This window comes from Microbulbifer maximicatervae (SeqCode) (genome assembly GCF_052467615.1).
Window position 1 is genome coordinate 2699437 of the sequence record NZ_CP174319.1, and the last position, 25427, is coordinate 2724863.

The following is a 25427-nucleotide window of genomic DNA, read 5'->3' on the forward strand; positions in this document are numbered from 1 at the left end:
GGCTAAAACTGCCCGAAGCATTGTATTTCACCCATTCCTACCCCTACAAAATTTTTTCCCCTCTAACCGTACCAGGTATAATAAAAACTAAATACGGCACTACTAATAAATCTAGTTATCCCAATAAATATTTTTACGCAGATAGAGGTTGCGTAATCACCTGGGTAAAGTTACTGCCTGCATCCCCAATAACCGCCAACAATATCTCCCGCCGGTTGGCCACCGATTGTTTTAGTTATCCATTCGGAATTGCCAAAGCTGCAATTGAGCTATGTACAGCAAGGCGATTCGCAACTTCAACGATGCAGTCGGATACCAAGTCTGCTATATGGTCAGCAACATTTACTGTCTGACCTGCATCAGTCTGTAGCGTTTTTGTAGTTACATAGACGCTGCTCATTTCATCGCCGGCTGCGTCAGTTAGTAAATTTCCCTGATCGTCAATCACGGCAATGGTGCATTTCAATACTGCTGCGGCCTGGGCATCAGAGGTTGCAGCCTCAGCTTTGGAAGTTATTGAAGCTCTGACAATAGTGCCGGCGCTATGGCCATCATCAATGGTATAGGCGAACTGCCAAGCCTCAAGGCTATCAATAGTTTTCGGGGAAAAGCTGGGCATTCCACCCTCCTTAGGGTTTATAAGTTGCGTTATGGGTAGCAATAGTTAGATCAGACTTACGGCCGGCAAAAAACATGCGATTGCCCAAATCGGGCTTTAACACACGGCGCACACTTAGCTTTTGCAGCACTGAAACCACAGACAGTTGCGTGACACCATTGCTAAGCACGTAAACCGGTTTGCCTAGCATTTCTGAGGTACGCACCATTGAACCATCCGGTAAATCCATAGGGGTGGACTTTGACTGCCATATCTCTGCCCCTTCGGGAGTGCGCAGGCTATAACACTCTTCCTCACCTTCGCCCATTGCACGCAATGGAAATTCCCCGCGTTCACCAGTATGCATATCGATGCACTCAACCAAATCACCAGGCTGGAGATCTCGCACGTAGCGTCCATCCGACAAAACTGTGTCATAGTCCACGCAAAAGGGATCTGGCGGGGTTGTCGTTCCCCCACCATCGGCAGGAGTAGTGATAGTACCTATTGCTCTACGGCCAATCCCGGCCGCAAGCTGCCAAATTTCCGTGGTTGCGTAATAAGTGACCCCACCACCGGTATAGTCGGCGTCATTCACGTAAACATAGTATGTAGTTGAAAAATTTAGCCCGGTAATAGATCCGCTGTTATAGCTAACCGTAAATCCCGCATACTGAACGGTATGGGCAGAAATCGTTATTTTTGCGGACGAGCCATTATCGGATCCTGATAGCACCGTACTACTGGTGGGCAAGCTCGCGACGCTACCAATATTTTGAGGTAGGCCACGCTGGTCAAATATCATTCCAGTTTCAGGGTCGGTATACCCTCCACTAGGCCGAGAATAACTACTTGGCTTGGTCTGGTTTCCAATTGCCTCTTCAATCATTAAGCAATCAAAACGTAAGTATTCCTCTGCATCTAAATTGACCGCTGCCACTCTCAGATAACAAAATCCGGAACCAGTAGCAGTCACAGTCCAGCTACGACGGGAAAACCAATAACCGTAGGATAAGTATGGCGAGTAGCCAAAATGAGAATTCTCGTCATCGGCATTACGCAGTTCAATTCTCACATCCATCGTTTGAGTTTTTGTCCGGCTCCAAGCAGAGATGATGTAGGTTTTGCCCTCCTCCACTTCAAAAACTCGTTGGCCTTCATAGTGACGAAAATCAAGCCACATCCCCTGGCCTGTAGAGCCAGTAAAATCGACTTGCAAGCATCGCGAGTTCGGTGGGGAGGTTACCGTTGCCACTGATAAGCTGTATCTGGAGCCTCCAAAAAATGGGGGCAAGGCATATCCAGAAAATACAGACAAACTGCCAGGCAAAAGGTTGTTGCCTAATCCTGCGAGGCGCGCCCCTTCTGCAGCACGCTCTGAAACTTTTCTTAGCAATGCCTGACGCTGCTCATAAACATACTCCCAGTTTGCCTCCCAAATACTCCGACTTATCGGGGTGCTCGCGGTTGCATCATTCCAGGTTGGCGTGAGCCCGTTAAGGTAGCTGGCCAGAGCGCTAATTGCTGCTGTGTAATCGGTTTTCTCATCGGTAATACCGTATTCGTTAGCCTGGGTTTCTATCCCAGCCTGCTCGGCAATGAGCTGGCTATATTCACGAATCACCTGGAGCTTTTCTGTGGGATGCAGGATTCCATCAGCGGCAATACTAGCCAGATCATCCAGGGCCGCATCAGCATCTGCCTGTGCAGCTTCAGCAGAGGCCTGAGCAGTATCGGCGGCATCCAGGGCGGCTTTAACGTCGGGGTCGAGTGCGGGATCTCCGTGGTCTGGATAGGCTACACGCGATTTCGGTACAAACAGCAAGCGCACGGCGTTAGTACCGAGACAGGTCCCCCCTAGCCCGGCACGCCCTGGGCTATCCGGGCTGTCGCCATAGCAAGCAATAATTTTGCTATTGGTAAGCACCGGCATCGGGTTATCAGTGCCGTCCACTAAAAGAACAACTCCACCCGGTGCACCGCCGCCACCACTTCCACCGTAATTACCCGGGGAGCCGGATAATTTCGTGCCTGGAATCCCATCTCCGCCAGAGCTATCAATTTTGCCGCTGACTCCAAATGCAATGCCCCGGGCAATAGCTACTATCCCCGCACCGCCGCCTCCTCCAGCACCGCCTAAACCGCTGGGGTCATAGGCCCAATCCCCAGGTTGATAGTGATAGGATTTGCCTCCCTCCGCTCCGCCACTACCACGCAGATCATCAGGAATGCCCTGCAATTCGCCACCATAGTTTTCAATATTAAGCTGCGGCATTACTTCGTTGCGACCAACAACCAGCTCGCCACTGCAAGCAGAAGTCGTTGGGGCTGAAGCAGATACGCCTGACATCTCACCAGAGCCCCCGCGACACGACCCCAGAAACCCCCTGCTTTTGTTGCCAGGTATACCAATCAATTCTCCCTCTACCTGCAATACGCCGCGAATACGAAGCTCTACATTGTCACTAACAGAAAGGGTTCGCTCTGCTGGAATTGTGAGGTCACCGGCATGGAAATAAATCACTCGGCTGTTAGTGTCGCCAGTTAATAGGCCGTCGGCACTTAAAAAACCGCTGGCATCAATGCTGAGGCCGGCAGCCGCCATTGCAGTACCCTCACTCTCATACCACTCATCTGGCAATTCAGCGCTGGTGCTTTCGGATTGATCGGCAATCATGCCGGCAGGTTGGTAGCTTCCGAACAGGTCAACACTGACCGCGCCCGTCACTTGGTTAATACTGACTCTCTGAACCTCCATAGCCCGATCTAAGCTGTATTCATCCATCCCTAAAGCAGGAAGTAGCCGGATGTAATCCAGCTCATAGCTATAGTCTGCAGTGTGGTCATGGCCTATATCGATGCGGATTAGCTCGATATCACCGCCGGTCCAGTCGTCCTCCTGGGATAGATCCAATACAAATTCTTGCCACTCATCTTTAACACTGTTCATGCGCTCGATGAGATCGAGCATTTCATCCGCGCCCGCTGAAAAATAACTGCTACTTCCGGTGTGTTTGAAAAACAGTTTACTGCCTGTACCTGCAGCGATCGGCTCATCACTGGTGCGACGAATGCGCAATTTCAGATAGGGCAGATCTGCACCCGGAAAAGTGGGGGAGAAACTGCGGCTAATCCAGGGATTCTCACCAACGACATTAATCGCCAGCACTCCATCATTCACAATGGAGGTGGTAATACCATCACGAGGTATCCAGCCTTCATTATCACTGGCGAAATTAAAATCGTAGGGCCTATCACCACGAATCGAGTGATCACGCAGCTGCGGTAAGCTCACCCGTACGATATCCCCCACTTCCAGATCGTTTTTACTGGGCAGTAATCCCAAGCGCAGGCTCAATGGAGGGCCGGCAAAGCGATCCCTAAGCGCATCAAAAGTGTTTTTAATCGTAGTGTAGGTGTGGCGTGAATTATGGAGCCCTCTAAATGCCAAAGTATGCTGTTTTGCCTCACCATGAACAGCGATTGAATCAGCATCAAGTACGTGGTTTGTACGCAGATACTTGCCATCAAATCCAGGCTGCTCAAACCAACTCCATTCAACCGAAAATACATTCCGCACACCCGCCAAGCTATATTTCAGCTCACCAAGGCTGGTAACATCATCAGGACCAATTGTCGCTACACTTCCAGAGTCGGCGAGTACTCCAGCCATACGACGAAACCCCAACTGGCCGGCAGCATTAACTGGCATAAATGCACCGAGCAGCAGATTGATTTCAGTCTCGATAAACTTCTTGCCATCCGTTTCTTCGAGTCCGTCGAATCTTAAAATCTTACCTTTGGAGTGGTCGCTGGGCTTGTACCAGTCTGAACCTATATTTTCGAATTGATCGAGGACCACATAGTTAGGATCTATCCCTAGATGCCAATTGCTGGGCAGTGCATCATCGGTACCTAAGATAGCGCCAGTAAGGAGCGCATACGCCAGCTGAGGGCCTGGACCTTCCAGGTAGACAAACTCTTCTACTTCTACCCCGCTTTCATCATCGCTGTCTTCTGGGAGTATATGGTCACGGGCATAGGTACCGAATAGGCCTCGAGTACAGCCAGTAAAGCTACTATCGGTTTTACCGGTAGCCCGAACAATTTCGAAACCATCCTGATACTTAATTTTCAGGTAATAAACTGATTGATTCGGGGCATCGCCATAGGCTGAGGTGTGCGGGTTTGGTTCGAAGCTGCTTGCATCGTAAACTTGTAGGGTAACGTCAGATTTAGAGAAGTCTGCAGATAAGCGCGTACTGTTAAGTACAAAAATATCACTGCGCATTTCCCGCTGAATATCCCGGCAACGCACACGGTAAATACCGTTCGTGTAAGAAATAGACTCCTCAGCAATCTGAGTCTGCTCAAGCCTAAAATCCTCCCAAGCAAGGCCAGCAAAACCTTGATATAAGCGGACTGTACTTCCCTTAATACCGCGCCCCTGCTCCAGCTCATCACGCAGTACATAGGACAACTGAGCGGCGATATCAACCACTTCAAAGGAGATTGCTCCTATCTGTGCCAACCCCTGCTCAGGAATAATTTTTTGGCTGGTGGAACTGCACTTCTTTAAGGTCCCAAGAATCGCATTCGCAGGAAGCCCGGGAATATCCGTATGACTACTGATATAGAGTGGTATGTCATAACCAATTTCAACCACCAAACGTAATTGCCGTTGCGGTGCCTGGTTGTATATATCAAATGTCTCAGAGTTGTTGCGCATAATTAAGCAATCACTTGAACTGTGGTAAACGAGAAGATAAAGCGACCATCTTTCTGCCGCTTTTCTTTGAAGGATTTAAATTTGAGTTGTACTTGCTGGGGATCATCAGCAAGCGCTGTCGTACCGTAGGCATCGAAAGTAAAGAACTCACCGAATGCGCAGCTTCTTTTGAACTCACGCCAGCGCGCTAATTCTGCGCTAGTAACTTTGATAGGCACTGTCTGGCAAACATATTCCTCTTCAATGCGATAGACCGTGTACTCGCTTTGCCCACTGAGCGCTTTATGTTCTTTACCTTCAAGCCGGTCACTGCTGTCATAGCGCTTCAACTTCGCTTCAATCTGGAAGTCACTACCATCACCAACTAGTGAGCGAGTTGGTGTGTATTGAATCAGCATGAGCTACTCCTTTATCCAGTAAGCTCTAGAGCTTGACGGCTGTTCTTATCGAACAGAACCAGTTCTCCCTCACTCATCTTGGTTTGAATTTCTTCTATAAATCGTTCACCGCTATCGCCAACGACATCTCCCTGAATCTGGATAATCACTTGAGAAGCTGGCTGTTGCGATTCCCCTTCGACTACCTCATCAATACCAGACACACCAGGGCTCTCTACGGCTGAACCCGTTGTGCTAATACTGGGTGCGGCAGCACTGCCTGAAACGCCGCTGGGCGCCTGCAAATCAGACAGCATCCCAGCGATTTGAATACCCTGGCCAATAGCGCCGGCAATCATGGGAATATTTTGCGGGTATCCAATTTCAGAAGCTTTTGCGATATTTTTTACAAGGGAAACCCCGGTAGAGAAAACGGCCATTGCCATCTCCGCTTTCGCAGCTTTTTGGTTATAGGCCGCTGCTGCAGATAGCACTTGGCTAGCTCCAGTAACAAACAGTTGAAGTCTGCTTTTATTGGATGCCTTCTCGAACTTCTCACGCTGCTTTCGATGTTTGTTTTCTAAAAGGGTGAGATTGCGCTCATAGGTATCGTGCGCAATTAATTTGCTGGCGAATGCCTGATCCAGCAGTGCCATTTCTTCATCTTGTTGTACCTGCAGCTGTTCCATTTCGGTAAGCCAGGAAAGCTGCAACGTCTCCAAGCGGGCAACCATGCGTTGGCGTTCTGCTTCAGTTAAACCATCCTCACCGATCAGCCCCTCTTCGCCTTCACCATTGGCTGTGCGTGCCTGCTCTTCAGCCATGGCCAATTGGAAGCGCTCTTTCTCACGCTCAGCGTATTCAGTACGAAGTGCCTCAATGGATTCAAAGCCTCGCCTGGTAAGCTCTTCCTCGGCAATTTGCAACCCAGCTATTTGTTGGAGTCGCTGTTCATGATCCAGCTTTATTTTGCCTTGTTGATTGGCTAGGAACTGATCCAGTTGCATTAACTGAGCAGTGCCCGCCTCCTCTGCCATTGCACGCTGCTGAGCTATACGATCACGCTCAGATTGCTCTCTCGCAGCTGCCGCGGCTTCTTCAGCTCTCCTCTCTTCATCCTGCCGCTTTTTTTGCGCGGCTATTTGTTCACTCTGTAGCTCAGCAAGTTGGCCGCGTATCATGTCAGATCTGTTGCGGTGGATTTCGATCTGAACCTGAATGCCTTCGGCTTCTGCCTTGGCCAGCATCTGCTGATGCCAAACATACTGCTTATGCAGTTCAGCAAACTGATTGCGCTGCTTTTCTTCGTCGGTGGCTGCAATACCTCGCCGCAAGGTATTCACCGCCTCGGTCAACTTATTAACCCCTACAGTGGCCATACTGGTCGAGCCACTTGTTTGACTGAGGCCTTCCAGAAACTCTTCCCAGGCCTGTCCAAGAGAGTCTGTTGCACCGGTGAGGCCACCCGCTTCAGCAGCACCGGCACCGCCCACCTGCTGCTCAAGCTTTAACAGAATCATGCGCTGAGCTTCGGCGACACGTCCCGATTGCTCCAGAGTCCTGATCTGCTCCTTTTCTGCAGCCGTGAAACTGACACCGGCACGCTTCAGTGCGGTGATTCCGGTTGAGGGTTCCTCTAACGCTTTACCTAACTGAAGTGCCGCGTTCTTTGCATCGCCTCCCATCACCGCTGCCATATCCTGGCTGAGGCGAATAGCATCATCGAATACCGGGCCTTGAACACCTTTAAAGGTGAGCAATATGCCCTGAGCTTCACGGATACCAGTAACACTAGCCAGGGTTGCGCGGGCCACTGAACGGGCTTGTTCATCCAGCTGCTCTGCAGTTCGACCACTGGCACTACCGGTCGCCTTCAGCAGTGCCTCAATCTTGAGCTGACCCCGCTCCATTTCTTCACCAGCACGAATACTTTTGTACATCACGGCTGTGACACCAGCGATCGCGACACCAAAAGTCGCCCATGCCAAGTTCCCACTGGTAAGCAATCCATTAAGCGCACCGACTCGACCAGAAACACCCCCCAAGGGACCATCGATAGCGGCGACACCCTGTGCAGCTCCGCGCATGGAACGGCCAAACATATCCCCCGCTGAACTGGTGGACTTCAGTTCTCGGGTTAGCTTTTTATTGCGTGCAGTAGCTTGGTCCATCTCCCGCTTATATTGAGTGGAGCGCAGCTCCAAGTTGGCCACCATCGTGGCCATGGATGTTTGTTTAGCCATTGCTCAACTCATGGAGTTCCAGATTGCGATTTGCTGCTGCACGGTTTTAGGTTTGTGCGTCTGAGGTAGGTATTGAGAGACTTTGCCTCCCAAGGTGCCAGCGGCGATATGGGCGAGTTGCCATTGCTGGACTTCGGTCTGTAAGGGCCGCTCGGAGTGGAATTCATACCAGTGATCAAACTCGGTAGAACTCATCGAGCGCAACATGTTGAAATAGTCAGGGCGATTAAAATCCCGCGCGAGCTGCCGGGCAAAGTAGAAACCCGGCACTAGCCTTTTTTTTCGCTGTCCTCACCTTCCGTATTGCTACCCTCACCCTCATCGGGTATCTCTACAAAAAGGCCGGATAGCTTAGCTGCAGGCACATAGAGCACATCGATCAATTCAGGAGTAATACTGCGGATAAGCCCCTGATGAATCTGCTCCACCGAATCCTGACAGTCCGGCTTCATCCAAATTGCGTAGGCAATCAGCAATAATTTATTGCTAACTTCCCCAGCACGAAAAGCCCAGAGCTGGCCAAAGGATTCCAGTTCAGTTTTTGGAACATCGTCACCTTGCGGTAGGGGGATGTCCTCGGTAGTTTTCTGCAGGTATTCACAGCGGTGGTAAGCACTCAGCTCAAATAGCTCAACTTCTTGCTCACCAAAAAGCACTGTTTCAGACTTTAAAATAGGGGCTGGAACTAAATTCATGGTTAGCTACCTGCAGTTACCGAAGGCTTACCTGAGATCTTGAATTTAACCGTGCGAGTAATCTTGTCATCCTTAGGTACCGCCTTACCCCAGCCGGTAATATGTCCAAGAAACTCGACGGTGGTACCTTCTGGGTATTCAACCTTGTAATGCTTATTGGTATCGGAGTCGTAATCTGCACGCAGTGCCTGCTGGCCGCTGTCGGTTTCTTTCCAGATCAAAGTAATGGAAACCTCGCCGGCATCCCGCAAGCCGGAGGGGTCATAGTCCATATAGCCGCTGGTGCCATCAATCGGGGTCATGTCGACAGAACCGCGGGACTCTTCACCGGGTTCAAGATCCAACATGCCCGCCACCTGTGAATAGGAGCTACCATCATCACTGCGATAAAACTTGGTTTTGTAACCTTGTGCCATAGTTATGATCTCATCGGGTTGTTTCGTTAAAAATCTGTAGGTTCAGTGGAATACTTGGCGCCATACGTCAGGCGCACTTCACCTAATGGGTGATCCTGGTCCAGCGCAAACTCGGTTTGGCTGAGCAGGAACAAATCACACACGTCCTCCAGAGAAGCATCCTGCAAAGCCCTTTCAATATCTGCTGCTGCCTGGTCTAACGCGGCATATACATCACCGCTAGTTTTCACTACCGCAGCAACCGTCAGATCCAGTTGCCGCTCGGTACCGCCATGCATTTCGTGTTCGGTGTTCTCAGTTGCAAAGCCCACAACAATCGCCGGCAGTTTTTTTGATTCAATTTCTTCTGTGGTGCCAGGAGGCGGGAATGTATAGCCCGATAGAGTTTTCAGTTTGTTTAGCACGGCATCGCGAATTGTTATGCGTTGGGTCATTGGGGATCACTCCTTGAATTTTGGGCATAAAAAAACCCGCCGGTGCGGGTTTGGGTGTCTATTTGCGGAGCAAAGAACGCTACAAATCAATGTACAATTTTAAAATCTAACGACTACAACTGGGGCGACTGGAGCATAGCGTAGGCCGTCCTGCGAAGGGCCATAAGCCCGTTGCAACCTGCTTGTACTCGTTAGGGTTGGTACCCACTAAGTTTGATAACTTTACGGACATATTCCGCCTCCCGAATGTCATTTCTCTCAGCCCAGGAAAAGCTAAAAGGGAATACTAGTGTACATAAACTCATCATTTTATTATCCATGAAAAATATATACTCCCCAGACAGCTCAAGAGAGCGCGAGCTTGAATCGCCGTATAACATAAGATTATCAGCTACTTCCCCTTTTAGCTTAGCTGTAATTCTCAATTCATAGCTAAATGTCTCAATTGGGTTTTCTGGAGCGTAAGTTCCCTTCATGACTTGCGCCACAAATACTTGATTTCGAATATCCCAATTTTCCTCTAAGTCAAAAGGGTTTTCTGGGCACTCCCAGCAATAAGCTGTAGGAACGGAAAACATAAACAGTAAGCTTATAAATTTCCTCATTTCTATTCGGAACCTTAACGCCAAGGTAATGGACAGCCTTGTGGCGAAGCCACGCTTAAGGCTGTCCCGCCGAAGGCGACATTGAGCGCCTTGTTATGTTTATGGGTAGGTCATACCCTCTCATTGTGTCCCAAACTAACTTTCCTTGACACTCATAGTAAGAAAAATATACAGCGCTAATGCTTAGTGTTTCAATTTCAGATGGAGCTGCATAAAAGTATGCTTTGGAAAAACCTCTTTCGCTTTCTAAGGCTAGCCCTGACGCTAGCTTAACCCTTCCTTGTTCTTTTTTATACAGATTAATACTACTCAAATCTCTTGAGTTGTATTTTTGAGGCAAGGAGATAGATACATAATAAAGCTCGCCATCAAATTCACTCTTTATTGAGTAAGCGTCTATATCCATTTTATACCCATGCTCAGTACCTTCTACTCGGCTAGGGCATGGATTGGGCACTTCGACAGCAAAACAGCTAACCGAGAGGAAGCTTGAAATCACGAGAAGAACTTTATTCATAAGTAAACATAACGCCTGCCGCACAGGCGAGCAACTTGTTGCGAGTCCAGCGCCCAACGGGCGCGTTTTTGATGGCTTTGTTAGAAATTCTATTCTCCACCAAAATCATAAGTATCGTAGCAAAACTGCGTACCTTCCGAACTAGAAAGCGCAACAACATCGTAATTGTCGATCTTATGACCCACGCAGATGATAGACTGCTCGATAGACCAATTTATCACTATAAATTTGTTTTTTGCTTCCGGCATACGTTCCAGCTCTACATACCACTGCATTTGATCTTTTTCTTCGTAATACCAATTTGAGTGGCTAAATAGTAATACCGAAATGGTCTTTTCATCTATAGAGCCATAGATTGGCTTAATGTTTGTAACCTCATACTCTCTCCACCAACCCATTTGCATACACTCATCTTCCGGGGCGCATGTCTCACCTTCAGAATAGTTCGAAGACTTGACAGATATAGGTGTTACAAGAGCTGATAGATCTACAGAAAATACCGCATCACTTAGGAGAACTAGAATTAGTGTTATTGGTATAAATTTCATATATTTCTAACGCCGCTAGCAAGGGCAGCCGAAGCAACGCGTAGGCTGTCCAGCCCAGCCCCGAAGGGATTGGGCGAGCTTGACTAGCCTGGTTATGGCTGGCGCCTCGGGACCGACTACTAGCACTTTGCCAGCCATAGTTTGGCTGGCCGCTGCCCAATATTTACGAGGAAAGAATACCGCACTTCCCCAACCAATTCCTATCTTACTGGAAACCCGCGAAATTACAGCGAACTGCCTCTTTTTACAGTACCTGAGCGAACGCTCTAGGAGTGAAACTGCCTGAATAACAACCAGTAAAATTTCTCAATGCCAGGTGCTATTTAGTGGCACTAAAGCTTCAGTTACTACGAAAAATCAATAAAGCCGACCGCCACAATAACGCCTTACTCACCGGAAAATTGGGAGCGCAACGAATAATTTTTCCGCGTGCAGTAACTTGTTATGCGCCACCATGCTGGACGACTAAATTTTTATAAGTACGGAGTATCTCAGATGTCTTTTTATCACCCAGCTCGGCAGGACCATATTGCCTAATAAGATCTTCTACCGTTCGGCCTTTATCATCTTCTATTTTGTGGTCTGCGCCTCGTATCAACAAAACTTTTGTTGCGTCAAGGTTCCACCTACCCATTGTTCGATGTAGCGGTGTATAGCCATGTACACCGGATTTTTTGTTGATGTCGACACCTGCATCAAGAAGAATATTGATGGCCTCAATGTTACCGTGCTCCGAAGCTGTATGTAATGGAGTTCCCCAAGACATATGCTCTACACTTGTATCCGCTCCATCTTGAATCAGCGCTGATATCCTTTCTACATCATTCTGTTTGGATGCTTCATGTAACTCACTTTTCCCGCAGGAAATTAGAAGGAGCGATATAAAGCTGACAGTTAAAATTTTCTTCATATTCTTACCGCATAACGCCCGCAGCATGGGCCGGAGTATATTGGCGCTTTTTGCGCCCCGCGCAAAACGTGACAATATACGGAGGTCCAGCCCGAAGGGCGAGCATGGCTGCGCTTGTTATGCATTTATTTGCCCCGCCCAAATAGCTTAGAGATAAGTGAGGATTCTTGTGTTTTAGCTTTTGGCAATGAGAGATTTGCATACTCTGGTGCCAATGCCTTTGAACCATGCTTTTCGAAATTTATGCGTATTGTTATGTCGTCAGACTTAACAAACTGAAAGATTGCTTCTACTTGACCCAAACCAAAAACAGGGTGTTCTAGTTGCATGCCTGGAGTAACTTGACCGACGCCATTAACTTCTAAGCTTTCTAGTTCATTAGCTTCCATTTTCTTGGACATGCTCAATCCTTTTCAAGTGCATAACATTTATATAGTGGTCATCATGACCACTATTATTTTGACTACTATTTCTGATACAAATTTACGCCAACACGCCATCTTCTTCCACTAAATCAATAGATTACGATCATTTGGCACTACCGGCCCATCTAGAAAAATGATCAACTTGACCACTATCCCCATTTTTAACCGTCCCTTTAACCCACTGATTTTAAGGCATTTATTCGTAATTATGAGCAACTCAAAAAAATAACAGTCACAATGATCATAAATCCTGTGCTGACCTACCCACTAAGGCTACACATCCACCAGCACCCGCCAAACAACCCCATCATCTCCCAGCCGCTTACGCACCCTATACTCCACACCACCCAGCGTAATCACCGCCTCTGAGTTGTAAGCACCCACTTCACTCACCAGCAAACTCAACTCAATACGCGCTACCCGCAGCCGCTCCTCCTCTGCGAACTCGTCGATCTCCTGCTCAAAGATCACCTTGCAATCTATAGGCTCAGCACCGCTACCATCGGTATAGGTAGCGGCCTTGCCCCATTTGCGAAACGCGCGCTCTGCGGCTCTCTGGTCCAGGTCCATGGTTCACCTAGGATTTAACAGTGCCAGGTACGCCGGTAAACTTCACGGCAAAACTGGTTACGCCATTCCCGGCAGCCTCTGCGGCGAAGGCGGTGGAGCCGGTGATATCGCCAGTGGCTGCGGTGGCTGCATTACTATCAAATGAGCTGGAGGCGACCACCCAGGTGAGGGTTTCGCCCTGATTGATCTCTGCGGCGGATACCTTGGGCACGGTGAATACGCCATCAATGGCAATCACCCCGGAGGCGCCCACGGCGATATCGTCCATCGCGACACCCAGGACGGCACCTGCGATTACCACCTGGCCGGAAGTAATCGCTGCGCTGGTGTTGTTGGTGAAATCCAGCATGCGCCCATCTTGTACAAAATTCGTAGCCATAATATTTTTCTCAGTGGATAAAGCAGTAGAAATAAAAAAGGCCGCGCGATGCGGCCCTTTCCGGTTTAATTTCAGTTGGGGTTGGGGTTAGGTCTAGGGTGTTTTCACCATGCCTTTTGCATCCCAGGCTTTGGCGGCGGCATCCAGGCGGACTTTGAATTCCACCCCGTCTACGCTCCAGCCATTTTGCTCTTCTAACACCGGGGCCTGCTGACCATCCAGATAGAGCACTTCGATGGTGTCGTGCACTACCGGGTCGGCATTGAGGTACCAGCCGTTGTGTCCGCTAAGGCGCGCATCAGAGAGCACTTCGGCAATATTGCGCACGCTGTTTGGAGTGGTGTTGTTTTTAGTGGATTCGTCCACTTCGAATTCGGATTCCAGAGCAACCTTTGCGCTGCCCTCGTCGGCAATATCACAGAGCAGGAACTTGGGCCGGATATTGAGCACTGCGCTGCCATCCTTTTGCTTGCCCATCTTCACCCGTGCGGCATCGATGCTGGCGGTATTGATTAGAGCGGCGCTGGCTAGGTTGCCATGATCCGCATGGAACAGGGCTTTTCCATCTGCCATTTTGGGGTTGTTGAGCAGGATGCTGAATACCAGATCCCCCACGGTACGCACGGCGGCGAGGCCCATCTTTTGCGGGATTCGGGTAAAGGCCCCCAGGTCGTCATTAATAATGGCTTGGCGGTTAATGGAGAAGAGTTCCCCGTATGTCGCCAGTGCGGCGGTCTCGGCCCGTTCGCCGATACTCACATATTTAAATTCTGCCCCCGGTGCGACTTGGCGCAGTGAGGGGAAGCTGCCCAGGTCCGTGCGGGTGGTGAGTTTAAAGTCACTGAGGTTGCCGACACTGGTAAAGCGCGGGAAGATTTCCTGTGCTTCTTCATAGCCCTTCAGCATGGATTTATTGGCGATATTGCCGAGTACCGTTGCGAAGTCACCCGAGCTATGGGTAAAGGCTGCGGCAACCACACCCATTCTGTCGAGTCCGGACAAGCTTTGGCCGTGGGCCTGCATCAAAATCCGGGCAATCTCCATCATGGTGTAGCCGCTGAGTTCATTGCCCTCTGTGCGTTTTTCACCGAGGGCACGTACAGCAATGGCATTTTCCGCATCAGCTTTCATGCGCTTAATGCCTTCACCTTCCTGCACTACTACGCTATAGCTTTGCACGGGGGTTGGGGTTTGGCTGCCGAGGGCTGTGAGCAGTTTGTCTTTGGCTTTTTCGGCGGTGCAGTCCATATCATTGAGACATTCCTGCATCACAACACTATGCGCGTCGAAGCCTTTAAATACGGCCGTGATATCGCCTTTGCGTTTTTTCTCATCGGCGGCAAATTGGGCTTTGGCACTGGCTTCGATCTGCGCTTTCATTTCTGGAGTAACCTCGGGCGCAGCGGTTGCAGCTGGCGTGGTGGAGGTAGTTTTAGGCATGGCTTGCGCTTCCTTGGTTTGGGTTGGATTGCCTGCAACCGCAGACGGGAATCTAAATTCAGTGGGCCCCTGCATGACCAATGCGTTAATGGCTTGAGGAGTGTTTTTAAATTGGTTTAAGTGATCGGCACTGAAACTGGCAGCCATCTCGATGGCTGCGGTGGTATCGGTGGCGAAGCCGGCCTCTACGGCTTCGGCACCGGTATACCAAGTCTCGTCATCCATCACTTGGCTGATGTCCTCATCGGACATTCCGGTGCGGGAGGAGTACAGGCTTTTCATGGTGGTTTTGACTTTGGCCAGCAGGCTCTTGGTTTTTTCCAGAGCGCGCTCGTCACCGCGAACACCGGCACTGGGGTTGTGCACCATGTAATAGGCATTTTCGGCAATATGGACCCTATCCCCGGCGAGGGCGATCACACTGCCCATACTGGCTGCGATGCCTTCAATCCAGGTTTCCACTTCGGCCTTGTGATCTTTGAGCAGGTTGTAAATAGCCGTGCCGTCGAACACATCGCCGCCGGGGCAGTTGATATGCAGATTGATCTTGCTGACATCACCGAGAGCTTTGAGGTCTCGAGCAAAGTCCTTGGCAGTCATATCCCAGTAGCCGATGTAATCGTACAAATAGATATCGGCTTCACTGGTATTGGCGGCAGCGGTGATGCTGTACCAGGATTTATTCGGCATGGCTGCCTCCTATTCAGATTCAGTTTCTTGCGCGGGTACGGCTTCGCGTTTGCTTGGGGTGGTAATGTCGTTTTCTTTAAGCTTTCGCTGCCAGGCAGCAGTTTGCTTAATTACATCGTCCGGCTTTTTGCCACGGCGGCGGATGGTCTGCTGTGGGCTGGCCAGTACATTTTCCAGCAGGGTTTCATCGGCGCTGGCTTCATGGACCGGATTAATCCAGGGCATCACCGGGGTAATAAAATCGACATGCATTAATGTGGATGGATCGACATCACTCGGCACTTTGAAGGCATCTGCCAGTAGACCCATCTGCACCCAGCGGCGGGTGGCCGGCTCTACAATTTCCTCACAGAATTCCAGGCTGAGGGTTTCGTAGTTTCCCCACTGCTCCACCAGTTCCTGGCGTTGCGAACTATAAGTCCCGTTGTAGTTTTTGCTGATACTGCTAAAGCTGGCCATGGTGCCGGCAGCAGTCATGCGGTGCATGGTTTCTAAAAATGGCGTTAGTAGACCGCTGGGGCGATTGCTTTGAATGGTGCCGATAGATTCCCCTGGGCGGAGATCGTCGTAGATAGCACCAGCGCGAATATCCAGGGTGCGATTTCCTTCATCATCAACTTCGTTCTGCGAGTAATCATCTGGACTGCCCTTTTGGATAAAGCCCACCATGGCCGAGGCAATTTTGGCAGCGACACGCTCGTTTTCTTCATAGTCTTTAATATCAGTAAGGCGATTCATTACCGCGGCAAAAATGGAAACCCCACGGGTTTGGTGCAGCCTGCGTACAAATTTCAGATGCTCGATATTTTCCGCACTGTGAAACCTGCGCTTCATACGCCAGTTAAATGAGGCCCCGGGGTGTTCGTCGTACAACCAAAAGCCCGCAGGCTCACCCCAGGCAGATTTTTGAATACCTTGAACAATACGCTTGCTAGGGTCGTTGTAATCCACCGGCAAGAAATCTGGCTCCAGGCATTCGATGGTGTAAGGCACCGGGGTGCGGTGCTTTAATCCAGGCACTGTGCCCTGCAAGTGCCGCATTAAAGTTTCACCGTCGCGCAGCCAGGTATTGCACAAAAGCCGCTGGGCTTTGCCCCAGCTAAATTGCCGGGTGCATTCCGGGCGCCGCGCCCATTCCTTGTGGGCATCATTCATTTGGCTGGCAAGATCGTCATGGATATCGCCATCCAAGGTTTTGGGCTGGAATTCCACATCGATACCGCGCGGGCCGACAATGTTATTTACCAGGGTGGTAAGAATGCCAAAGGCAAAATCGTGGTTTTGCTCCAGGTGCCTAGCCTGGCCGCGCAGGGTTTCTACACTGCTCTCAAGCACCAAATCCCCGCTGCGGTTATCCCCGGGATTTTTTCTTGTACGGCTAGGGCGCGTGGCCTCGTAGGCGGCAACCAGTTCTAATGCCCGGCGAGCTTGCACACGGCGCAAAGCGGCCTCGGGCGCAAAAAACCCGATAAGAGAATCCAGTTTGTTCATTAGTAGAAATTCGCGTAGGCAGGTCCGCAGCGTTTACCTGCAGCCTTTAATTTTTCTTGATATGCACGGCGCTCCCACTCCTGGCGGCCTGCACGGATTTCCTGCAGGTTCTCTGCAGTAAATTGCCGACCATTGATCACCGTGGTTTTACCGGCGAGCACGTCTATCTCGGCCTCAATATAGAGGTCGACCATTTCTTGAGGCGTTTTAGACATTTAACTATCCAGTAAGGAGCCAACGGGCTGCGCTGGCCGGAGCGGCTTTTTAGTGGTGTGCGTTGATTCAGAGCCCCGATCAGACTCACTAAACAAAGTGCGCTGACCTAAACGCGCTTCAAGAGTTGACCATTTTTTCTCAGTCTTTTTGTGTATTTCCATGGCGTAAGCTGCGTGTAGGGCATAAACCTCGGTATCTGTGCCCTCATTCGGTCTCCCGGGTCGCTGCTGCCAGGTCTCTCTACCTTTGTGTTTTTTACTCGGTGCTTTTACTTCAGCAGTCACCTGCTCCCAGTAATCCTGTCGCACATGCTTACAGCTGTGCATATAGGCACTGGTGCCTAGTAGTCGCCGGGCAATTAGATCCTTAGCCTTGTGGGTGCCTACCATATACACCTTCACTTCGTGGCGATCGGCTTTAGTAGTGCGCGTAGGGTTGCTAACTTCTGCTTTCCTTGGGTGCGAAAATATTTCTTTACTACCAAAGTCTCTGCTATCGCCTTTAATCGCCATCACAAGAACGCGTCGATATTTTCTTTTTCTGGTTCTTACCCACTCATACACTGCGCCGCTGGTAGTTCCATCAGAGGAATCGATGCTCACCGCAGATGCGTAAATCTCACCAAAGCGCTCGTGCTTAAAGCTTTGAAAAACTAACTTATCCAGGGCATCCCAGCAGCTATCACGCTTATCTACCGTGTCGCCATCAATTTCGCCCCAGTACATTTGCCAACTTTCTTCATTGCGACCAAATGCGCGGATGGTGATTGCGAGTCGATCGTGCTGGACATCGACACCGGCAGTCACCAGCAAACCACCAGCAGGACAAAACAGTTCTGGGTAGTCTTCAGCAGCTTCTTCAAGTTTCTCGTGGTCCAGTAACCGATTGGCAGCATATTTATAAGGTCTGCCTAACTTGTTGTTTTGGAATACGATGCGTGCAGATTCATCGCCGCTTTTGGCTTCGTGCTCAGCCTCTAAGAAATCCCTAACGACCTCCGCCAATCCTGTGCCAGGGATACACACATAAAGCTCCGATAGCTCCATAAACGTCTCTATCGGTTCTATCTCATCCTGCTCATAGTCTTCGCCGCATTGAGTTTTAACCCAGCCGGCAAATTCATCGCCGTTTTCACGCGCTGTTTTACAGGTCTGCAATATGTTGGCTTGGCGGCGGTAGTCATCCCATTCACTGCCGCACTTGGGGCAACCGTAAATTGCGGTTTCTGGCTGATTCAAGCCGAATACCGGGTGCGGTGTGCCTCCCTCTTTTTCCAACCAACTGACGTTTTCCCAATCCAGTACATGAGAATCACCGCAGTCATGGCAAGTAACCGGCAATACACGCATGGTGCCGAGTTTGGTGTAGTGCTCCACCTGGGAAAGATCGGCAACTGCAGGGGTGCCGCCGATAATTAATTTCTTATTGCGCATCCGCTTGAGGCGTTCGCGCAGGTGGCGAATGGAGTCGCCCTGATCGCCGACGTCTTTATTAGTATCGTCCGGCTCCTCCACATAACCGCGCTTGGCAGTGGTGGATTTAACATTGGAGACGGAGTTAGAACCGACTGTACGCACTTCCCCGCCCGGGAATACTTTTCTGGTAGATCTGTTGCCTAGCTTGCGACTGGTGGAGACATCGATCACACGCGCTACATTCGGCGAGCCCTCAACAATCTTCACAAACTTTTCGTCCATGAAGTTCTGGCCTTTTGAATCCTTAGGAAAGAGCATCAAAACCCGCGCGGGATCAGTCACCGCCACCTTACAGATATCTGCCGCTAGCAGTACCGTCCAGCCAATCTGCGCCGCTTTTTGCATTACCACCATCCAGGAGACTTGGCTATCGAGCGCGTACATTACGCCCCAGAAATAGGGCACAAAATCTACTCTGTAATATCCTGCGTTATCACTATCTTCAGAGGGCAGTTTGATATTTTCTGGCAACCACTCAATCAGCGGAATTTTAGGCTGCGGTATCCAGGTCTGGCGTACCTCCTTCACCAGCCTCTGTAAATTCAATCTCGTAACCGCCAATAGTTCTGAGGGCAGCTTCAATGTTTGGCTGTAGGGGTTCTCTGTCGACGGTAATGGCATACTGACTTTCGATAGCAATAATGATGCTCTCTACCGCTCCTATAAATTCATTCTTTCCAATGGTGGACCACTCCACCATCGCCTTGCGCGTTGACTCGACATCAAGGATTAATTGATCCTCTCGATACAGCTCGCGCATTTTTAGTTTTGCATTAACTTCAGACTCAATCGCCTGTGCCATATCGCGACGATTTCGGGCCTCATTCGTCTGGCGGCCTGCGGCCTCGGTTCGCAGTCGCTCGCAATATTCATGAAGCCAAACTTCGTAACTGGCGCCTACGGTAAAAACCTCAGCCTTGAAGTGTTTGGCAATAGCAGGTTGAGTAGCACCAACCAGGCGAGCAAAACCAGACTGAGTGGCCTGATCATCAAGTGATAGGTTGTCAGCCAAGGTATAACCCCCTAGGAAATTTCAGATATCTGTTAAAAAAACACGGTCCGAATTACCCGTGTGCTACCCCCACTCAGGAGGACCCATTCAGCGCCTCTTTGCGGTCGCAATCGCATGGTCCATGGCTTTATCAAGTTCTAATGGCAAATGCCTACGAGCTATGCCGTCAGCAATTCGAAAGAAAGGAAAGCGCTTGCGGTAGTCTGGCTTTCCCTTTAGGAAAATAAGAATGGGCTTTACTGTAGGGCGTCGCTTACCTCCGGCCCTTTTCCAGACACCCAACACTCCGTTTACCTTTCCGACAAAGTGCTTGCCTGTAGGCCCTTGAGTACTATTTGCCCCACCCTTGTTGATACCTGAACTAGCACGGAGTTCTGCCAGAATCTTCTTATAGGTCCCGACCGAGATATTCCCATGCCGGTTTAGCCTTGCTGCTTTTCCATGCACGGCATACATACCCGCAGGCAGTACACCTAAATGCCGCAGGGCACGCTCAAATCTCTTATCGTTGCGCTTCACGTCGATAACCGACGGCGCCAAGTATTTACTCGGTGCCGTGCTGTTGGTTGCTTGATCACGAATAAAAACCTTCGCAACACCCGAGCGCTTAGTGGCTTTCTTCACCAGTACAGAGTTCAGTGTCAGCTTCGCTGGACTTGCAAAGATGCGCCCAATTGCTGCGCGCTCTTCTCCACGTATACGAAAGGCCACGTTATTTAGGGCAACCGAACTGGCATAAGGTAATTGCTTCTTCAGTTCAGCAGCTGCTCGATCGAACTTTGAGGTATCGAGCTTTACATTAACGTCCATCTGAAAAATATTCCTACGTTATTTGAACCTCTAAATTATTTCCTTAAAAACCAGCAAGCCATATAGAAACCGTATCACCTAAAATAAAAAAACCCGCACTAGGCGGGTAAAATTAACAATAACTTAATTAAATCTCAGAACCTAATATCTATTTACAGAGATGATGCATCCCCATAAGCATCATTCAACAACTGCTGCAAAGGTAAAGTATCCGATATAAATTCTTCACCGTCCTGGTTTATTGCCCGAACACTAACAAAGTATTCATCAATTTCAGAACCAGCATCTTTTGATATTATAAGATCAACAGGCTTCATATAAAAATCATAAACCCATTCTGAAGGAATAACCAACTGTGCCTCTCCCTTTCCAAACCACAGAGAATCAATAATAATGCCGCTATCACGACTGGTTGGCAGACCAGAAATATGATTCCTTAGGGATAACTTTAGTGTACTATCATTAACTTTTAGTTTTTCTACATCAACTATCTTACTTGGGGTCACATCAATAAGGCGACCCGAAATCTCAAATAGCGGTTCACCTAATTCATCTGATCTACCCGCACCTGTGAAACTATCACTTTCTGATACAAAAGCTATAAACTCAAAGTCATCAAAATGCGAATATAAAGGTTCCAAATGAGGTATCTCAAAATTAAGCTGTCGATACACCCAAGCATTATTTACAGATCCTCGATAGTTTCCAGCAGCCCCGCCCCAATGGTATTCATGCAGCCTGAATTTTTTCACTACCAACTTGGCTGCTTCAATAAAGTCTATTTCGAGAGACACAGACGCAGACGCAGAATCAGACTCTGGATGCTCAACATCTACCGTCAAAACTACAGAGTTAATATCATTTCCAAATGGTAGGTGATATAGACCAAAGTTGGATACACGCGCGTCCTGCACCTCATACTTAAATGTTTTTGCTTGTACATTTACAACTAACAGGGCTGCAAAAATTGCCGCAACCTTCATGGATTTTTTAAGAATCATAAAATCTATTCAATATCAAAAATAAAAAAATACACAAATCAAACAAAACCACAAAAGAGTAGTTTTATTTGATTTAAACCAAAATAGAGCAAAAAATCTTACATTAGATTATGAATTAAGTACACATTGTTTTTTTGGAGGATTACTTGGTACAGAATCCCAAAATACGGATAATCCTTAACAAAAAATACGTATTCGCAAAATAGAAATACTGCATCTAAGAAAAAAACACAAACCCTCAGATAACATCATGATTATCCACACTCTCTTTCCTGCAGCTTTAAACGCTTGTGGTTGTAATACCAATTAACCATCAAGCCCGCCGCAGCTATCAGCACTCCAGCAAGGCCTAACCAGTTATCCGCGAGCCAACCAGCGAGAGTTCCAGCACCAATGGCAGTCATATAGCCAGCCTTATCTGCTAATTCTCTTAGGGTATCGTGAAGTGTCATGACTGCTTCCAAGCTTTCATCGCTTTTTCAGCGCTGCGCCCTACGACATAACCACCGAGGCCGATTTTTACTATCTCCAACAGTGCCAGAGTTTGATCCTCGCTTAAGTTTGGAGCTGTCCATCCCAGCCAGTGAAATACAATCAGCCCGACAAATGTGAGCATTGTTACTGGCCGCCAGTTTCTCTGTAGCCATGACTCCCCCGAGGCTTCTACCGTGATTACCTTGGTTGCTGCCTTTAGCTCTTCCAAGTCCATTGAAATCAGCTGTGAATCAACCTGAGCTTTTAGGCGGTTGGCTTCCGTCTTGTCTGGGAGAGCTTTATCGATGACCTTACCAAGCAGGTTGGATATCGCTGAAATCACAGGTAGCTCCTGATTAAGGTTTTTTTAGGTACAAAAAAACCGGCTCAGTGGCCGGTTTATATGATTGAGTATCTGGCTGGCTTATTTAAGCACTACCCTGCATTAATCATGATGCCATATATTTGGTATTCACTTCCCTGAATGGCAATAGTCACTTTCAGTGTACCTGATGTACCAAACTCACTCTCTTCAGGAAACTTAACTGCATAATGCAAAACGTAGAAACTTGTATTCCCCTCTGTTCCGGCTAGTTGAGAGTGGGTGAAAGCACCACTTTCAACAGAATTGAAAATTTTGGTTAATCTCTGGAACTCAGTTTCTGCACTCTCTTTTGTAAATTGGGCTTTTGCTGCAGGGCCGAACATGTCATATAAGGCATCATTATCACCAGCATTAAATGCTTTGACGAATTCATTATATATATGCACTCGGACCTTAGAGTCTATAAACAATGGTAGCTCGTGCTCTGCTGTTTTTTCTGCTTGAGTTTGTACTGGAGCTGTCCTCTCATTGAGGCCAAACCATACGGTTGCAACTAAATTTGCCACTAGGAGAAGAATTATTACTGATTGAGATGGTTGCACCTGTTGAGATCCCCAAGATTTAGACTGAAGTTTATATAGCGGCCCCATGACCACTACCAGCACACTTAACGTGCGCGAAGCTACCTAAGATTGCAAATAATATCAACGAGTTATGCGAATTCTTCTAGTAATGAAAGCCGCTAAACATTATCGAGTCCGTTTTTAGTCACATTTCCTACCCAACCGTACTAATTGCCCTAGGCTTTCCTACATTGACTGCCCCTCACGACACTCCCTCAATCCTGGCGGTTACTTTTTCACCTCCCACTTAATACCCATTTTTCGGATCTTGATCAGTTAATAGCTCCAGACGGTGGGGCGGGTGCGCTCGCCGGGTATTGACTCAAGGTCATCCAGATGAAGGAATCGCCTTCCTATTGGGCCTTTCTGCTTTACTCCTATACCAGTAAACCCTAACTCCTGAGCGACTTGGATTAACCGATAGGCTCGCCCTACAGCTACCTGAACATCAACAGCTTGTCCGGTGGCGTGGGTCATAGTGGCATTTAACTGAGTGTTATGTGCTGGACAACGATAACCGGAGCTGACGATCATCGGATTACCATAAAGCTCTCTGACTCGAACCAAGCGCCTGAGGGTTTCATCTTCGAAATTGTTTTTGCCACAGCAGCGACAAGACAATTCCGCTTCTGTGAAATAATCGTTATCAAACATGAGAGCACCAGAAACAAAAAAACCCGCACAAGGCGGGTTAATTTTTATGAAATAAGTATCGCTACTGAGCGACTATCTAAGATTTCTTAACTGATTTTAGCATACAGTACATCTTAAACCTTAAGTCAAAATTAAGGATGCGTTTAGAACTCGTAAGCTTCTCTCAGCATATCTTCAAGATATACATGATGAGTTTCAAATTCCATACCTTGCGCGTCTTTAACTTTAACACTTATAGCTGTTTCATCACCATCAGGACCAGGTGTTGTTGACACTTCTAGCTTATATGCTTCATAAAATTTTGATTCATCACCAAAAGGTGCGTGAAAATGGTAAACCTCTTTCCCCTCCTCAAACCACAGTAATTCGACAACAAATGCCATATCACCATTGTTTGAATTTGGATCAAGAGCTGGATTATCTCTTAGAGATAATTCAACCTGCTTACCGTCAACTGTGAACGTTGCGACATCAACAATCTTGCTTGGAGTCACATCAACCAACTGCCCATGAACAGTAAATAGTCTTTGATCATAGTTCAGTGAACGCTCTGCCCCAATAAAATTTTCAGCCTCAGAGACATAACCATCAATGTTGATCATTGTATTATTTAAGCTTTCTAGGTCCAAGCCATCTACTACAACATCAAGCTGACGATACACCCAGGCGCCATCGACGGTCGCTTCATGTCTCCAACCTCCGTCATCCACCTGGAAATTGCTTACTGACAGACTGGGCGCATTAGGAAAGTTAATTTCCAACGAAGTAAGTATAGCGGGGGACCATTGATCTTTTTGATCAACAGTCAAAGTTGCAGAGCTAGCGCCTTCTAAATCTAGACCGGGGTACTGTAGTTCACCACCAAATGAACCTAGATCTTGAAGTTCGTATTGGAACGTTTTAGCTTGCGCGCCGAAGGCCAACAAGGCCACAGAAACAGCTACTGTTTTAACGGTATTTCTAAAAAACATAAAAACTCACCAAAAAATATATTGAATTAACTAGTGAAAGAGGAAGTAAAACTTACAGTACACCTTAAACTAAGTAAATTAAATTGAACTTAATTTAACATCCTTTTCCAGTACGACCTTACCAAATAAAGAAACTCAAAATTTCACGAACAATGTCTTTCTCATTCACCAAATCAGCAACCACCCGCATAGCGGGTGGTATGGTGAAAGCCCCCAGAGGGGGCTTGTTACAATCCCGCCAATTGCATCTGCTCTTGCCGGCGTTCTTCAACCTCTTGATTCTTGATGTACTCTCGAATCATCTGCTCATCAAGCCCTACTGTACTCACGCAGTAGCCCCGAGCCCAAAAATGTCTTCCTGTGAAATTTCTCTGTACATGCTTGTACTTCCGAAATATCCGGATCGCAGATTTCCCTTTCAGAAACCCAACCGTATTGGAAACACTTATCCTGGGAGGAATCATTAACAACATATGAATGTGATCCCTCATTGCGTACCCCTCGACCAACTCAATGCCTTTTTGACGACACAAGTCTCGGAATATTGCTCCAATCTCACGTCTCAATGCCCCAACTAACGCTTTCTTTCGATACTTGGGCACAAATACCACATGGTACCTGCAATAATGTTTCACGTGAGCTTGGCACTGCCAATCTCGCATATGGCCTCCTTAAAGAACTTGCCGGTTCATGGAGGCCATATTTTTACTCTGCACGCCGGAACGGCAGAGCCTTGTCAAGTCTCACCGCCAGAGGCGGTGGTTTACCCATGTATTAATTAATACAAACAGAACGCATA

General features: G+C 48.4%; 28 protein-coding genes. All 28 read right to left on the reverse strand.

Translation table 11 applies throughout. From position 1 onward, the window contains the following. Window positions 1-235 precede the first annotated feature (235 nt). Window positions 236-619 (reverse strand): hypothetical protein, encoded by a 384-nt coding sequence (locus ACJJIM_RS11980; RefSeq protein ID WP_413662478.1) that lies wholly within the window; start codon window positions 617-619, stop codon window positions 236-238. Between the two features lie 10 nt (window positions 620-629). Continuing rightward, window positions 630-5327, reverse strand: a complete 4698-nt coding sequence (locus ACJJIM_RS11985; protein WP_444911044.1) for a hypothetical protein — start codon at window positions 5325-5327, stop codon at window positions 630-632. A 2-nt stretch (window positions 5328-5329) separates the two neighbouring features. After that, window positions 5330-5725, reverse strand: a complete 396-nt coding sequence (locus ACJJIM_RS11990; protein WP_444911045.1) for a hypothetical protein — start codon at window positions 5723-5725, stop codon at window positions 5330-5332. A gap of 11 nt (window positions 5726-5736) precedes the next feature. Further along, window positions 5737-7947 carry a phage tail length tape measure family protein gene (locus ACJJIM_RS11995; protein WP_444911046.1) on the reverse strand — a complete coding sequence of 737 codons (2211 nt, stop codon included), beginning with the start codon at window positions 7945-7947 and terminating at the stop codon, window positions 5737-5739. 3 nt (window positions 7948-7950) lie between these two features. Next, the gene (locus ACJJIM_RS12000) at window positions 7951-8217 is read right to left on the reverse strand and encodes a hypothetical protein (protein ID WP_444907878.1); all 267 of its coding nucleotides are present in this window, start codon (window positions 8215-8217) and stop codon (window positions 7951-7953) included. Then, window positions 8217-8642: a hypothetical protein gene (locus ACJJIM_RS12005; protein ID WP_444911047.1), complete on the reverse strand. Its 426-nt coding sequence runs from the start codon at window positions 8640-8642 to the stop codon at window positions 8217-8219. Before ACJJIM_RS12005 ends, ACJJIM_RS12000 begins: the two co-directional genes overlap by 1 nt. Window positions 8643-8644: 2 nt before the next feature. Continuing rightward, window positions 8645-9058, reverse strand: a complete 414-nt coding sequence (locus ACJJIM_RS12010) for a phage tail tube protein (RefSeq protein WP_444911048.1) — start codon at window positions 9056-9058, stop codon at window positions 8645-8647. Between the two features lie 26 nt (window positions 9059-9084). Further along, entirely contained in the window at window positions 9085-9492 is a 408-nt protein-coding gene (locus ACJJIM_RS12015; protein ID WP_444911049.1) for a hypothetical protein, read from the reverse strand. 191 nt (window positions 9493-9683) lie between these two features. Beyond that, entirely contained in the window at window positions 9684-10097 is a 414-nt protein-coding gene (locus ACJJIM_RS12020; protein WP_444911050.1) for a hypothetical protein, read from the reverse strand. 55 nt (window positions 10098-10152) lie between these two features. After that, complete coding sequence (locus tag ACJJIM_RS12025; RefSeq protein WP_413662487.1) at window positions 10153-10614, reverse strand: hypothetical protein; 462 nt, start codon at window positions 10612-10614, stop codon at window positions 10153-10155. Window positions 10615-10703: 89 nt separating this feature from the next. Continuing rightward, on the reverse strand, window positions 10704-11162 hold the full coding sequence (locus tag ACJJIM_RS12030) for a hypothetical protein (protein ID WP_444911051.1): 459 nt from the start codon (window positions 11160-11162) through the stop codon (window positions 10704-10706). 442 nt (window positions 11163-11604) lie between these two features. Next, entirely contained in the window at window positions 11605-12072 is a 468-nt protein-coding gene (locus ACJJIM_RS12035) for an ankyrin repeat domain-containing protein (RefSeq protein ID WP_444911052.1), read from the reverse strand. 125 nt (window positions 12073-12197) lie between these two features. Next, window positions 12198-12473 (reverse strand): hypothetical protein, encoded by a 276-nt coding sequence (locus tag ACJJIM_RS12040; RefSeq protein ID WP_444896937.1) that lies wholly within the window; start codon window positions 12471-12473, stop codon window positions 12198-12200. Between the two features lie 297 nt (window positions 12474-12770). Continuing rightward, on the reverse strand, window positions 12771-13067 hold the full coding sequence (locus ACJJIM_RS12045) for a head-tail joining protein (RefSeq protein WP_444911053.1): 297 nt from the start codon (window positions 13065-13067) through the stop codon (window positions 12771-12773). A gap of 7 nt (window positions 13068-13074) precedes the next feature. After that, window positions 13075-13446, reverse strand: a complete 372-nt coding sequence (locus ACJJIM_RS12050; RefSeq protein ID WP_444911054.1) for a capsid cement protein — start codon at window positions 13444-13446, stop codon at window positions 13075-13077. A 93-nt stretch (window positions 13447-13539) separates the two neighbouring features. Beyond that, on the reverse strand, window positions 13540-15576 hold the full coding sequence (locus ACJJIM_RS12055) for a ClpP-like prohead protease/major capsid protein fusion protein (protein ID WP_444911055.1): 2037 nt from the start codon (window positions 15574-15576) through the stop codon (window positions 13540-13542). Between the two features lie 9 nt (window positions 15577-15585). Next, window positions 15586-17067 (reverse strand): phage portal protein, encoded by a 1482-nt coding sequence (locus tag ACJJIM_RS12060; RefSeq protein ID WP_444911056.1) that lies wholly within the window; start codon window positions 17065-17067, stop codon window positions 15586-15588. Next, entirely contained in the window at window positions 17067-17282 is a 216-nt protein-coding gene (locus ACJJIM_RS12065; RefSeq protein ID WP_444911057.1) for a primosomal replication protein PriB/PriC domain protein, read from the reverse strand. The genes ACJJIM_RS12060 and ACJJIM_RS12065 overlap by 1 nt, the downstream gene beginning before the upstream one ends. Beyond that, window positions 17283-19286: a terminase gpA endonuclease subunit gene (locus ACJJIM_RS12070; RefSeq protein ID WP_444911058.1), complete on the reverse strand. Its 2004-nt coding sequence runs from the start codon at window positions 19284-19286 to the stop codon at window positions 17283-17285. It abuts the gene before it with no gap. Next, entirely contained in the window at window positions 19249-19770 is a 522-nt protein-coding gene (locus ACJJIM_RS12075; RefSeq protein ID WP_444911059.1) for a hypothetical protein, read from the reverse strand. The genes ACJJIM_RS12070 and ACJJIM_RS12075 overlap by 38 nt, the downstream gene beginning before the upstream one ends. A gap of 87 nt (window positions 19771-19857) precedes the next feature. Then, on the reverse strand, window positions 19858-20580 hold the full coding sequence (locus ACJJIM_RS12080; protein ID WP_444911060.1) for a hypothetical protein: 723 nt from the start codon (window positions 20578-20580) through the stop codon (window positions 19858-19860). A 152-nt stretch (window positions 20581-20732) separates the two neighbouring features. Beyond that, window positions 20733-21581: a hypothetical protein gene (locus ACJJIM_RS12085; protein ID WP_444911061.1), complete on the reverse strand. Its 849-nt coding sequence runs from the start codon at window positions 21579-21581 to the stop codon at window positions 20733-20735. Between the two features lie 254 nt (window positions 21582-21835). Further along, window positions 21836-22033, reverse strand: coding sequence for a holin (locus tag ACJJIM_RS12090; RefSeq protein ID WP_444911062.1), 198 nt, complete (start codon window positions 22031-22033; stop codon window positions 21836-21838). Then, window positions 22030-22398, reverse strand: a complete 369-nt coding sequence (locus ACJJIM_RS12095) for a 3TM-type holin (RefSeq protein WP_444911063.1) — start codon at window positions 22396-22398, stop codon at window positions 22030-22032. The genes ACJJIM_RS12090 and ACJJIM_RS12095 overlap by 4 nt, the downstream gene beginning before the upstream one ends. A gap of 92 nt (window positions 22399-22490) precedes the next feature. After that, window positions 22491-22982 carry a hypothetical protein gene (locus ACJJIM_RS12100; protein ID WP_444911064.1) on the reverse strand — a complete coding sequence of 164 codons (492 nt, stop codon included), beginning with the start codon at window positions 22980-22982 and terminating at the stop codon, window positions 22491-22493. A gap of 297 nt (window positions 22983-23279) precedes the next feature. Then, on the reverse strand, window positions 23280-23657 hold the full coding sequence (locus ACJJIM_RS12105) for a D-Ala-D-Ala carboxypeptidase family metallohydrolase (protein ID WP_444911065.1): 378 nt from the start codon (window positions 23655-23657) through the stop codon (window positions 23280-23282). A 143-nt stretch (window positions 23658-23800) separates the two neighbouring features. Then, entirely contained in the window at window positions 23801-24628 is an 828-nt protein-coding gene (locus ACJJIM_RS12110) for a hypothetical protein (RefSeq protein WP_444911066.1), read from the reverse strand. 227 nt (window positions 24629-24855) lie between these two features. Continuing rightward, window positions 24856-25290, reverse strand: coding sequence for an IS200/IS605 family transposase (gene tnpA / locus ACJJIM_RS12115; RefSeq protein WP_413663507.1), 435 nt, complete (start codon window positions 25288-25290; stop codon window positions 24856-24858). Between the last annotated feature and the right edge of the window lie 137 nt (window positions 25291-25427).